This is a genomic window from SAR324 cluster bacterium (assembly GCA_015232315.1).
Taxonomy (GTDB): domain Bacteria; phylum SAR324; class SAR324; order SAR324; family NAC60-12; genus JADFZZ01.
This window is the reverse complement of the sequence record JADFZZ010000035.1, coordinates 19,884-33,044: the sequence shown is the minus strand read 5'-3', so window position 1 is coordinate 33,044 and position 13,161 is coordinate 19,884. Positions and strand designations below refer to the sequence as shown.

At 47.9% G+C, this 13,161-nt stretch carries 12 protein-coding genes; 3 read left to right on the top strand and 9 right to left on the bottom strand.

Annotated features, from left to right (window positions below; genetic code table 11):
* The first annotated feature begins 717 nt into the window (after window positions 1–717).
* Together HQM11_17825 and HQM11_17820 are read left to right on the top strand one after the other, a co-directional pair.
* Window positions 718–1,236, top strand: a complete 519-nt coding sequence (locus HQM11_17825; protein ID MBF0352897.1) for a hypothetical protein — start codon at window positions 718–720, stop codon at window positions 1,234–1,236.
* A 67-nt stretch (window positions 1,237–1,303) separates the two neighbouring features.
* The gene (locus HQM11_17820) at window positions 1,304–1,630 is read left to right on the top strand and encodes a hypothetical protein (GenBank protein ID MBF0352896.1); all 327 of its coding nucleotides are present in this window, start codon (window positions 1,304–1,306) and stop codon (window positions 1,628–1,630) included.
* An 86-nt stretch (window positions 1,631–1,716) separates the two neighbouring features.
* Here the strand turns inward: HQM11_17820 and msrP are convergent, their stop codons facing one another.
* Window positions 1,717–2,658 carry a protein-methionine-sulfoxide reductase catalytic subunit MsrP gene (msrP, locus tag HQM11_17815; GenBank protein MBF0352895.1) on the bottom strand — a complete coding sequence of 314 codons (942 nt, stop codon included), beginning with the start codon at window positions 2,656–2,658 and terminating at the stop codon, window positions 1,717–1,719.
* 103 nt (window positions 2,659–2,761) lie between these two features.
* On the opposite strand from msrP, the gene HQM11_17810 reads away from it, so the two are divergent.
* On the top strand, window positions 2,762–3,190 hold the full coding sequence (locus HQM11_17810; GenBank protein ID MBF0352894.1) for a response regulator: 429 nt from the start codon (window positions 2,762–2,764) through the stop codon (window positions 3,188–3,190).
* Between the two features lie 12 nt (window positions 3,191–3,202).
* Here HQM11_17810 and HQM11_17805 read toward each other — a convergent pair whose 3' ends face one another.
* From HQM11_17805 to HQM11_17770, 8 genes are all read right to left on the bottom strand, one after another.
* The gene (locus HQM11_17805) at window positions 3,203–3,616 is read right to left on the bottom strand and encodes a GNAT family N-acetyltransferase (protein MBF0352893.1); all 414 of its coding nucleotides are present in this window, start codon (window positions 3,614–3,616) and stop codon (window positions 3,203–3,205) included.
* Window positions 3,617–3,808: 192 nt separating this feature from the next.
* A complete protein-coding gene (locus tag HQM11_17800) occupies window positions 3,809–4,306 on the bottom strand; it encodes a cytochrome c (protein MBF0352892.1) in 498 nt (165 codons plus the stop codon).
* Between the two features lie 75 nt (window positions 4,307–4,381).
* Entirely contained in the window at window positions 4,382–5,740 is a 1,359-nt protein-coding gene (locus HQM11_17795; GenBank protein ID MBF0352891.1) for a TolC family protein, read from the bottom strand.
* A gap of 10 nt (window positions 5,741–5,750) precedes the next feature.
* A complete protein-coding gene (locus tag HQM11_17790) occupies window positions 5,751–7,034 on the bottom strand; it encodes a TolC family protein (GenBank protein MBF0352890.1) in 1,284 nt (427 codons plus the stop codon).
* A 276-nt stretch (window positions 7,035–7,310) separates the two neighbouring features.
* Window positions 7,311–7,781, bottom strand: coding sequence for a hypothetical protein (locus HQM11_17785; protein MBF0352889.1), 471 nt, complete (start codon window positions 7,779–7,781; stop codon window positions 7,311–7,313).
* 23 nt (window positions 7,782–7,804) lie between these two features.
* Window positions 7,805–10,951, bottom strand: coding sequence for an efflux RND transporter permease subunit (locus HQM11_17780; GenBank protein MBF0352888.1), 3,147 nt, complete (start codon window positions 10,949–10,951; stop codon window positions 7,805–7,807).
* Window positions 10,944–12,422 (bottom strand): efflux RND transporter periplasmic adaptor subunit, encoded by a 1,479-nt coding sequence (locus HQM11_17775; GenBank protein ID MBF0352887.1) that lies wholly within the window; start codon window positions 12,420–12,422, stop codon window positions 10,944–10,946. The genes HQM11_17780 and HQM11_17775 overlap by 8 nt, the downstream gene beginning before the upstream one ends.
* 191 nt (window positions 12,423–12,613) lie before the next feature.
* On the bottom strand, window positions 12,614–13,093 hold the full coding sequence (locus HQM11_17770; GenBank protein MBF0352886.1) for a cytochrome c: 480 nt from the start codon (window positions 13,091–13,093) through the stop codon (window positions 12,614–12,616).
* Between the last annotated feature and the right edge of the window lie 68 nt (window positions 13,094–13,161).

The following is a 13,161-nucleotide window of genomic DNA, read 5'->3' as shown; positions in this document are numbered from 1 at the left end:
CATCATGGATACTCAATTGAAAAATTATTTAGGCGGCTATAGTCATCGTTTCGCCAGTGAGTAGCGCAAACCGGACAGGACGATGCCTGGAACGGTAGCCCCGGGTTACGTCCCGGGGAAGGTGACAAACCGTGGAATTTCATCGGGACGTAACCCGATGCTACCGTCTTCGAAAGGGTATTTTGCTCGTGCCCAACGTCCCAAGGGGCACGTTATCCACCAGGCGAAGCAGAGCTTCGCACCCACCCGAGGGTGGGTCATGGAACGCTTACGAACGGGACGTTCGTAACCAGAAAATATTGTGGCCGAAGACATAACAGCCCGTAAAAATTTTTAACGAATTCGTAATAAAAAACAACTTTTAAGGATTTTGATTTTTTGTGACTTTTGCTCTAGAAAAATCCTGTCCGATAAAAGGACAACTCAATGATCCCGGATGTTGAGTAATTCAGAATTCGCTTCAGGTTACGGAAGTAAAAGAAGCCTCACAACAAGAAGTTTTTCAGACGGACAGACAGTTTCTCTCCCACCCCATCAAGAATTATTTTTTCAAAGCAAGAATTCTATTTTTTTTTTTTTTCAATTTGCTATAAATCGTTATCACCTCAATATATTCTTTTTGAAGAAGTGATTTCCTGTCATTTGAACAGGAATAGATCAGGTTTCCGATTTCGATCGGAATCTTCCAGGGTGAACCAAAATATTGAAGGAGGCAATATGCCCAAACAAACGTTAATACTTAAGGGAACTGGTGTTGAAAATATCACTGGACTGGAATTTGATGTGGCAAGAGGTGGTGCCGCTAAAGCCGGTGCCGTTAGAGGAACTGTTGAATTTGAGATGGCTAAAGGCGCACTTCCACCTACGAATGGTACCATCGAGTTTCAAACAATGAATGGTGCCGCCGCTAAAGGTGGAACGGCCATGGCTAAAGGCGCAGGAACCGGAAAAGCCGCTGGCACGATCGCAGGCAAAGGCGCAGTGGGAAACGGAGCGGCCGCCACAGGCAAAGGCGTAGTGGCCGGTAAAGGCGTTGCCGCAGGCAAAGGCATGGTGGCCGGTAAAGGCGCGGCCGCAGGCAAAGGCACGATGGCTTTATCCACGGCCAAAGGTGCGGGCGCGGTTGCGGGCACAGGAGTAGGTTTAGCTACTTTGGGGCCTGTTATGGTACTTATAATCTTGATTGCGGGTGCTTTGTTATGGTACCAGAAAAGCCGTCAAAGTAAGGCCGAATAGAGCATAATTCTTCTTCCAAACAAAGCCCTCCGGGCATAATGATTAACCTTGAATTGAAAGAGATGATATGGCTGAGACAAAAGTTTTGGAAAGCGAATTTTCAATTAGAACGTATATATTGGCGTTCATAAGTTATCTGGGTATTTTTTGTTTGATTCCAATCCTGCTGAACAAGGATGATGAATATGTTCATTTTCACGCACGTCAAGGTGTCGTATTGTGGCTTTGGACAGTTATCGCGATATTTGCGCTCTATATTCCTGTTCTTGGACAATTTTTCTTCGGCTTATCCGCGTTTCTCGTTTTAATATTTTCCTTTGCGGGGATGTTTTCAGTATTGCTCGCAAGAGCGTGGAAACTTCCTTTTGTTGGCGATTGGGCCGAAGGCATATAACGAGCAGAACGGTGTCAGGTAAAAGGAAAAAGCTACCTTTTACCTGAAGGCTGAAAAAACTTCAGGAAGTTATTTTTTTGTTGCTCCTAATACCACTTACGCAGATCCAGATTCTTATACAATCCCCCCACTTCATGCTCATAGCCATTGAACATTTTGGTTGGAACCTTACCAAACCAGGATCCTAACGGTTTTTCCTGTGCCTGAGACCATCTTGGATGGGAAACTTCAGGGTTCACATTGGCATAAAAACCATATTCATCAGGAGCAAGTGCCATCCACAGGCTGGTCGGCATCGTGTCCACAAACTCAATTTTTGTGATGGCTTTGATGCTTTTGAAGCCATATTTCCATGGAACCACCAGACGCAACGGTGCGCCATTCTGTGGCGGAAGGGGTTTGCCATACATTCCCGTGGCAATAAACGCCAGCTCATTGGCCGCTTCTTCCATGGTGAGTCCCTCCACATAAGGCCAGGGATACCACTTGCTTTTTTGTCCCGGGGCTTCATCAGGCCTGTAGAAGCTGGAAAATTTGATAAACTTTGCGGAACTGGAAGGTTCAGCAAGCGCCAGAATCTTTTTTAGAGGAAAGCCATCCCACGGAACCACCATGGACCATGTTTCCACACAGCGAAAACGATAGATCCGTTGTTCAAGTCCAATCGAGGAGGCGAGTTGATTCACATCGAGTGTTTGTGGTTTTCCACAGAGTCCCCCAATTTCCAGGGTCCATGGTTCTGTCTGAAAATTTCTGGACAACGATTTCACTGCCTGTTTGTCCGTGGAAAATTCATAAAAATTGTTGTAGCTGGTGGCCAGGTCTTCAGAAGTTGTTTCCAGATCGTCAAAAGACTTGTTGGGGTTGGACGGGAAACCTGCGGTGGCCGCCTGCAAGATTGACGACATGAGGGTTGCGGACCCCGCAAAGCCCATGGCCTTGAGAAGTGTCCGACGATTGCAGTACACTGAATGTGGTGTGATCTCTGATTCTGGAATTTCCCATGATTTTCGGCATTTGATGTGCATGGATACCTCAAAATGGCTATTTATTTTTCAGGATGCTCTTGAAGTTCTTTTTCAAGCATGAATATTAAAGGTATGCTCCTACACATCTGACGAAAAGGCAATTATGAAAACTACCGGCAACAAACTCAATATTCTGGTTGTGGATGATGATGAAAACATCCGCATGATTCTGGAAAAAACACTCACTAAACTGGGACACCATGTGAGTCAGGCCAAAAGTGCTGAAGAAGCACTTGCGACTCTGGAACACAGTTATTTCAATGTGGTGATTACAGATATTCAAATGGAGGAAATGACCGGCATTGAACTGCTGAAAGAAATCAAGGAACTCAATTCCATCATGCAGATTTTTATCATCACCGCACACAGCAATTTGCCCAATGTGATTCAATGCATGAAAAACGGAGCCTATGATTATTTTGAAAAACCACTGGATCTCAGTGAAATCATTACCTCCGTTAATGAAGCGGCCCGCAGGGTTGAACGCTGGAATACGTTTTACAAAAAATATTCCCAGATCTCCCAGAAATGAGCGGAATAAAATTCAGGATTTTTCAGGGGCCTCATAAATCATGACCAGTTCCTCCGTTTTTTTGAAGCGGAGATCCCCATAAAATTCTTCAAGTTCGGGATCACAAATCAGTCTGATCCAGTCAATTCCCTGCTCCTGCAAATAATCAAGAAGCATACTGACCATTTTTTTCCCCACTCCTTTTCCTCGAACGCTTTTTGAGACAATCACCTGATGCACATAAGCATGGGAGGACGTATCCGACAAAGCTTGAGCCATGCCGATCAGCCGCCCGTTCCAGTATGCGCCCACAAAACAATAGGCTCCTCTCAACGAAGGTTCCACCCAGCTAGTGTCTGTTCCAAGCCACGAAACGCCTTCTTCAGCCAGTAACTGAATCACATCATCCGCGGATACATCTTTTGTAATTTTATAGTCAACATCCATATCATTCCAATTCCAGGGGGTGACCGAAATAATACACGCCGGGTGTGTCCCTCAGCGCGTTCAGTTGTGATGATTGTTGAAGAAGAACAACCCCAGATAAATTCAGGAAAATGCCACTCCATCAGCATGACCGTCCTTAACACACCCTGCCACAAGTCATCAAGGCTTTTAAACATGCTCTCAGTCAGGTATTTACTTTGACGCTGATATTGACTGAAGTGTCTGGATAAAATTCACGACATGCCAGATGTCCTCATCCTGCAATACGGATTTCCATGCGGGCATGGCACCAAAACCATTACTGATCCTCCACGCCAGTTCTCCCTCTGAACGAGCTTTTGCCAGTTCCAGCAAATTAGCGGGCTGGGGCGAAAATCCCGATGCGGCGGGTCCATCTCCCCGGCCATCTGTTCCATGACACGAAGCACAGTTCTCATTAAAGATAAGTCCCCCCCTGGCTACGGATTCCGGAGTTTTGGCAAGTGGATTGGTTCGAGTGGCCATTTCTGCAGGAACCGGTGGTGCCGACATACAATGAGTACCGCTTCCTGAAACCATTCCCATCATAGGAGAAGAGGCGTGCTGTTGTCCTGAGCCATCTTTATTTTCTTGCTGTTGAAGCATTGGGCTGAAATGCATACTCATCATGAACACCATCATTCCCATCATCAGAATCCCGAATACTGGCATATGTCTCCTTAATTAAGCAAATTATGGTTGGAAATACCGTGGTTTTTTCTCTTGTTTTTAATCTCCGATTTTCCATCAATCGGCTTGTGTGATATTCATCAGTTTTTGATACTCAAGGATCTGATCCCGCAGCATCTGGATGGACTTGAACCATTCTGTTTCCACCTTGAGCAGATTGGTCTGGGATTGCAGGGCTCCGGGTAATTCTATTTTTCCCACAGCGTATTCCGAATTGGCGGATTTTACCATTTCCCGGGATTTGGGCAGAACCGTCTGCTGAAAGATTCTCAGATCCCGCCGGGCCTGATTCAGATAGCGGACAGTGGAGTGAAGCTGGGCCGTCAATTGGTTGGTCAGTGCCTCAATTTCATGTTTCCCGGCATCACGTTTGTAACTAATTTCTTCAAGATAGGCCTGTCGGTTGCCAAAAACAGGCGATGGTGTAGGAATTGGCAAGGCCGCTTTATCCATGGACGTTGCCTGCGTGTGGGACTGAAGCGCCCAGTCTGGAGACAATTGGGGCGTGATGGCTTCTGTTTCCAGAATCACCATCGATTCCATTTGATTCCACTGGGATTTTATAATTTTCAATTCCGGATATTCCTGTGAAATTTCAGGGACGTCCTGATCCTTCAAATCAAACTCACTCAAGGCGGGATGCGGCATCCATTCCCATTGTAATTTTGCGGGAAAATTCATCATTTCGTTCAATTCGACCTGCAAGACAGCCAGATTTTCCTGCACAGACTGTTCATCATCTTTGAGTTGAGCAATCTGGATTTCAACATTCAGCAAATCCATCAGACGCGATTTTCCTGTGCTGTAAAAAGAACGAACCGTTTTATGCAGATTTTCCAGCAAATCCAGAGTCTGGTTCAAAAGTCCCAGACGTTCTTTCAGAAATTGTCCTTCATGATAGCGTTTTTTAGCCTTGATCCATAGATCCCGACGCATGATCTCATATTGCCAGGTCGAAACCTGAACCTGTTCCTGAATAATCCTGTTTTGCAACGTCATCACACCCGGATAGGGGAATTGTCGGGAAATCATGGCTTTACTCTGTCCCATGCCTGTGGGGGTGCTGAGATATTGTCCATAAACGCCGAGTGTGTCCATCAGCGCGTCCAGTTGGGATGATTGCTGAAGGGTCGCCTGCCAACGCGCTTTCGCGGCCTGTAATTCAGGCGAACGCCGCTCAATCAACGCGACCGTCAATTCTCTGGACAACGGTTTCTCTGCAATGGCAGAGGCCTGTTGCTCTGTCGGGAGGTTGATGATTTTCCGCGTGGCTTCGCTCCATTGGGTTTCAGGTGTCAATAAGGAAACGGGTGAATTTTGTTCTGTAGAAGCTTGCACCGCCACCACATTCAGGAAAAGTACCCACAGAATCACCCCCTGGGCAAAGCGCTTAATTGAAGAAATTCGTTTTGTCATAATCACCCTTTCAAGAGGCCAGTGATTTACCTGTGAGTTGTTCCAGTTCAGCCAACGCTCTCAGCCAATCGGCCAACGCCCGAATGGCGCTGATCTGAAAATTGAGCAGGACATTCCGGGCTTCCAGTACTGCCATGGATGTTTCCTGTCCTGTTCGATAGGCTCGATCGGCAAGAGACAGTGTGTTTTGCGCATGTGGCAACAGTGTTTGCTGAAACAAGGTATTCAAACGTTGGGCATTGATGATTTTGTAATACACCCGTGAGGTTTGATCCCGGAGCATGTTGCTTCGATGTTCCTTAAGCATTGCGGTTCGCTGAGCCTCGAGTTCGGCTTGTGATGCCCGTGAAGACAGTTTGGAATTTCCCCAGGGGATGCTGATCCCCAGCATGATGTTCCAGGCGTCCTTGCCCGCATCGAGCATATTCGGATTGAGAGGCTCACCAATCACAAAATAATTCACTCCCAGCGTGACACCGGGGAATGCGGTTTGGGCATCCATCTGTTCAGCTTCAAAACGGCTTTTACTGATATTCGCGTCCAGTTGCTTCAGTTCGGGACTATGTTGTTGAACCAGGTCCAGCACAGCGGTTAAAGTCGCGTCAAATTCAGGAGTTTCCGGTTTGGCGATTCGAGGAAAGAAATTCATGTCGGTTCGTCCCATCAAACTGTTGAGGCGAATGTTGGTGCTGGCCAGACGGTCTTCCACCAGCACCAGATCATAGGCACTCTGGCCAATCTGGGTCTGCGCCTTGAGCACACTACGAAGGGTGCCTCCACCGCCGGTATTGTCCACACTTCCCAGAGAAGAAATCTGTTCCAGCAACTGTTGATTTTCCAGGAGCACTTCACGGGTTTGCTGGAGTTCCCACAAATCATACCAGGTTTTTTTAATATCTGTGATCAGGGTGAGACGTTCCTGTTCCAGTCCTGATTTTGAGGAATCCACCATGGCATTCGCGGCGTTTTCACCATATTCCGTTTGTCCCCAAAAGGGAATTTTCTGGGAAAAATTCAAGATGGTTTCCTGGGGTCCCAGACGGGTTTCAAGGGGGTCGACAAATTGAGAAATGCTGAGATTCAGATTTTCCCACCCGGAAGCTTCCTTCACTTTTTCCCGGGCCTGAAGCACACGCAAATTTCCAGCTTTCCAACCGGGATTGTGTTCAAACGCATAATCCAATACTTGTTGCAGTGTCACTTCCGTTCCAGAAAAAATCGGGTCTGTTTCTGCCTGAAGAAAAGTCGGAATGACACAGAGGATGATCAGAAACGTAGATAACCAGTTGGTCATGAATTACACTCCTTCCAAATTCCAGATTTGCTGTAGAACGACGTTCGATCCGTGTATACTGTTGACAGACGCACGGAGGAGACGCACGATCCGTGCGTCTCTACAGATTATTTTCTGCTGTAAATAATTTGGTGATGAAATCCTGTGATCCGCCACGATGTCATCCCCGTGAAAACGGGGATCCAGGAGTGCGCCGATGGATTCCGTGTCAAGCACGGAATGACACCGCGCGATGGCTTGAAGCGGTTGCCTTCACCAGAAAATTTACAGCAACAATTATTTGGTGACAAATTTGATTTCCAGTTGGTCCTGACTGCCCTGGTCCATGATATCCAAATAAATTTTCCACATTCCTGCCATTGACAGCGGAAGTCCCAATTCCCACATTTCCTCAGAAATCCGTTTCACTTCCACATGCGAATCATCCATCGTCATTCCGGGCATTTCATACTTGCCCTCAATCATGGCTTTTGAACTCAGGGGCTTATCAGCGGAATTTGTCAATTTCACCTGAAATTGTGCCCAACCCGAAGTGAGTGGAACTTTCTCGGCGTTTGCCATGAAGCTTTTATTTTTTGACAGAAATTGTGATTTTTTACCGGGTCCCAATTGAGCCATCATCATGTCATGTTCACCGCTGGACATGGAGCCGTGATCCATGTTGTGTCCACTTTGTGCCAGGACATTTCCGGAAGAAAAAATAATTCCCGCCATCATTCCAACTGCCATGTGTTTTTTTAGTTTCATAAATCTCCTGTTAGAAATTATGTTTATGCGGAACCTTCCGCGTTTTGAGAGTTTTTCAGAACTTCCCGGCTTTTCCACAGTGAAAAAATCACGGGATACACCAGCAGTTCCAGAATTACGGAGGTGATCATGCCCCCGACCATTGGAGCGGCGATACGTTTCATAATATCGCCACCCACACCAGTCCCCCACATGATGGGGAACAAACCGATCAGCGTAGAACCGGCCGTCATCATTTTAGGCCTTATCCGATGAACGGCACCGTCCATGATGCATGCGTGAAAATCCTGCATGGAATGAATTTTTCCCTCTTCCCGCCATTTTTTATAGGACATTTGCAGATAGAGTAGCATCACCACGCCTGTTTCCGCATCCAGTCCGGCCAGGGCGATAATGCCGACCCAGACCGCGACAGACATGTTGTAACCCAGCAGATAGATCAGCCAGAAAGCGCCCACCAGGCTGAAGGGAACCGCCAGCATCACAATGACCGTTGCTGTCAGATTGCCGGTGTTGATATAGATCAAAATCAGCACTAGCATCAACGTCAGCGGCACCACCACCTTGAAGGTTTCCCTGGCGCGCGCCAGATGTTCGTATTGACCCGCCCAGACCAGCGAAACCCCGGTAGGGAGCTTGACCGAAGCATTCACCAGAATTTTAGCATTTTCCACATAATCACCCAACGAAATTTTATCCTGATCAATATCGACAAACACAAAACTGGCGAGTTTACCGTTTTCATCACGAATCATGGGCGGGCCGGTCTTGACCACAATGGACACAAGCTGGGTGATGGGAATATGAGCGCCTTTCGGCGTTGGTACCAGAATTCGCTCCAGATCGGGCAAGGTTTGCCGGAAATCGCTGAAATAACGCACATTGATGGAATAACGTTCCCGCTTTTCCACGGTGTAGGACACATTCATTCCGCCAATGGCGACAGATAGATTCTGCAGGACATCTTCCACATTCATCCCGAAACGGGACACGGCTTCCCGGTTGATTTCAAAATCAATAAAATACCCCCCGGTGGCTCTTTCGGCAAAAGCACTGCGGGTTCCAGTCAATTGAGAGAGAGTGGTTTCAATTTCCCGACCCACGGCTTCAACACTGGCCAGATCGGTGCCCAGAACCTTGATTCCCAGGGCGGAACGGATGCCTGTTGCCAGCATTTCAGTCCGGGTCTGAATGGGCATCCACCAGATATTGGGCATTCCCGGAATCTGGCTGGCACGATCCATCTCACCGATGAGTTTTTTCATGGTCATGCCTTCCCGCCATTGCTCCTGTGGTTTGAGCTTGATCACGGATTCGATCATGGACAGCGGCGCAGGGTCTGTAGGACTGCGGGAACGGCCCACTTTGGTGAAAACATGTTCTACTTCCGGCGTTTCCTTGAGTTTTTTGCCAATCCGGTGAGCGATATCAATGCCTGCGTCCACCGACATTCCGGGAACCGCGGTCGGCATGTACAACAGACTGCCCTCATCTAGCGGAGGCATGAATTCTGAGCCAAGTTGCATGAAAACCGGAATCACGCTCAGCATCAACACCCCGGCGATTCCCAGTGTTATTTTCTGATAGCGTAACGCCAGCAGGCAGAAGGGCGCATAGATCTTACGGAGAATCTGACTGATGGGATGATGCGCTTCACTGTGGATCTTGCCTTTGAGTAAAGGAACCGCCAGTGCAGGAGTCAATGTGATTGCCAATACCGCCGCGACCGCCATGCTGAAAGTTTTGGTCAACGCCAGCGGTCTGAACAGACGGCCTTCCTGCCCTGTCAGAGCGAACACCGGGAAAAAACTGATGGTGATGACCAGCAGGGAGAAAAATAGAGGTCGTCCCATTTCGGCCATCGCGTTGGCAATGACCGTGAGCCTGTCGCCCGGTTTTCCCTGTTCTTCCCATTCTTCCAGACGCTTGTGCGCGTTTTCCACCAGGATGATGGAGGCATCCACCATGGCACCAATCGCGATGGCAATGCCGCTCAAAGACATGAGATTGGCGGTGAGTCCGGTCATCCCCATGGGAATGAAAGAAATCAGCACGGCAATCGGTAAGGGAATGACCGCAATCAAAGCACTGCGAAAATGCCACAGAAAAATCATAATCACCAAACTCACCACAATGAGTTCTTCCGCAAGCTTTTCGATCAGGTTTTCAATGGCCTTGTCAATCAATTCCGAACGGTCATACACCGGAACAATTTTGACACCTTCAGGCAGGGACTTCTGGAGTTGTTCAAGGCGTGCCTTTACTTTTTCAATCACTTTCAAGGCGTTTTCACCCCAACGGATGATCACAATACCGCCCACGGTTTCGCCCATACCATCCAGATCTGCGGCCCCCCGGCGGATGTCAGACCCGATTGATACCGTTCCCAGATCCCTGATGAATATCGGGGTGCCCTGAACTTCCGCCACAGTGGCCATTTCCAGATCAGCGGGATTTTTGATGTATCCCCGCCCCCGGATGAAGTGTTCGGCTCCAGCGACTTCAATCACTCTCGCCCCGGTGTCAATGTTGGACTTCTGAACAGCCTGCATCACCTGTTTGATATTGATGTTGTAAGCCATGAGTTTATTGGGGTCGAGATTGACCTGATATTGTTTGACATAGCCGCCGATAGACGCCACTTCAGCGACACCGGATACGGATTTCAGATCATACTGGATCACCCAGTCCTGCAAACTCCGCAAATCCGCCAGCGACCTTTTGCCGGTAGTGTCTTCCAGAGCATATTGATAAACCCAGCCCACACCGGTTGCGTCAGGCCCCAGTTCCGGAGAAACCCCGTCAGGCAGTCGACTTCGTGCGGAATTCATATATTCCATGACTCTTGAACGTGCCCAATACAGATCGGTACCGTCTTCAAAAATCACATTCACAAACGACAGTCCCAAAAAGGATTGTCCCCTGACATAACGAACCTTGGGTGCGCCCATCAACGCCGTGACAATGGGATACGTCACCTGATCTTCCATCAGATCAGGACTTCTACCCATCCATTCCGTATAGACAATCACCTGAATGTCCGACAAATCCGGAATGGCATCCAGCGGAGTCCGCTCGACGGCACGGATGCTTAAAAAGGTGATTGCCACGGTGCCCACAAGGATAATCACCCAGTGTTTGACACAACCTTTGATGATGGCTTCAATCATTGGAACCTCCTGTTTTGCCGGGGGCACCCCAACGAGGCAAGGTGTTACGGAGTTGCGCTTCGGAGCTGATCAGAAAATTCGCGGAAAAACTGACTTTATCGCCTTCGTTCAACCCCTCAGTCACTTCAAACCATTCGCCTGTCTGCAAGCCCGTCTGGATTTCACGGGGTTCAAAATAGCCATCACCAAGTGCGACAAACACATATTTATGCTTGCCGCTGAACATCACGGCCCGACGGGGAAGCACCAGGTGCGTGCCCTGATTCACTTTGATCACCACCTCCGCATACATTCCGGGACGCAACAGATTGCCCGTGTTCGGCAACTCGATTCTGACCTTGATGGTGCGGGTTTGACGGTCCACGGTGGGATAAATGTAGGAAATCACACCCTCATATTTTTTTCCTGCCAGATAGGAGAGATACAATGTGACCTGATCCTGTTCCCTGACCATGATGGCTTCATTCTCAAAAATATCAGCCAGTGCCCACAACTGGCTGAGATCCGCAATTTGAAAAATGGGCTGACCCGCCCGGATATAACTGCCGGTATAGGCATTTTTTTTAAGAATATATCCAGAGAGTGGACTATAAATGGTGTGCGTTCTGGAGGGTTTCTGTTTTTGTTCGAGATCTTCAATCTGCTGGATGGAGATATCCCATAACATCAATTTTTCGCGGGAATTCAACAGAATGGCATGATTGCTTTTTGATCCACCAACACTTTGAAATATCTGTAAATATTCTGTTTCAGCATTGTAAATTTCAGGGGAATAAATTTCGAACAGAGGATCGCCTTTTTTGATAAAATCACCTTCCCGATCGGCATATAGTTTTTCGATGTAACCATTGTATTTGAGCACAGTTTCATAAACCCGTGATTCATCCACATCAAGACGGGCCACTGTTCTGATTTCACGCGCAATGACTTTTCGTTCCACCGTGCCGATTTCCACGCCGATCAATTGCTGGCGAGGTTCTGACAGATAGACGGTTGGGGCGGCATTGTTAGCCGTTGTGCTTTTTGCACTGCCGCCGGTTTTGCCTTTATAGACATACCCTTCCAGATCCATGGTGATGCTGAATGGAAATTCAGTCACAGTTGCTTCTCCCGGGCGTTTGACCCTGACAGGCAATTCCCAGCTTCCACCCATGGCGATTTCAAGTTCAACCTGATAGCGGCCATTGCCCAAATAAGTTGCCTGGCTTTTGCTGGACATGCGGGGCATGGTTCCCATTTCCGGCATGAAGGCCTCAATTTCCACTTCGGCATCCGTAACAGGTTTCCCTTCGGCATTGGTTAGATCAACGATAATCTCCTGATCGCCGACCTCCGGAGGGTTCGGTGACAATTCAAATCTGGTCAGAATATACCCGTTCTTCTCAAATCGTGTTGTTTCCTCTGCCAGAATGTCGCTGGACAAACTGATAAGAAACACAACCAGACACATGGCAATATGTAAATACCGCATACAGTTTTCCTTTTCTGAAACAAGTGAAAATGGGACAAATTTGTCCACAAAACGTTTGCGAACCTTTGTCTTTACACTGATCATGAGCAGACACACGGGTCTGCCCTCCAGGCAATCAGGGGTCTCAACTTCTCTATCCTCGAGAGGTTGAGACGATGATATCCCCCCTATTCTTGTATACTCAAGATGTACTATTTTGATGGTTTCAGGCTTTGGATATAATTGACCAGATCCCAGATTTGCGATTGCTGGAGTATGCCTTTCCAGGCTGGCATGGCATTACGGCCATTAGCGATTTTCCAGGCGAAGTCTCCATCGGGATGGAGTCCAGCCATCACAGTTAAATCGGCAGGTGGCGGATTCAAGGCTTTACCTGCGGGGCCATCGCCTTTAGCGGCAGAGCCATGACAGGAAACACAATTGGTCTGGAATAATGTTGTTCCTCGTTCAATCGATGCGGCGTCACGGGGAACTGGATTCAGACGAATCGCTTCTTTTCCGGGTGCCATCCAATGTCCGTGTAGCGGATTTTCGTTGTTGTTAGACACCTTCGCTGGTGATCCGTGCATATGTTCCGCGTCAGCCCTTACGTTTCCTGAAAAGGCGAACAAGGTCACAATCGTGATTCCGATCAATAAAACAGGTGTAGATGTGTATTTGATTGTCTGCATGGTGTTCCTAACTTGGGTTCAAAAAATGTAACGGTTACAAACGGGACATTCGTAACCAGAAAGTTTTC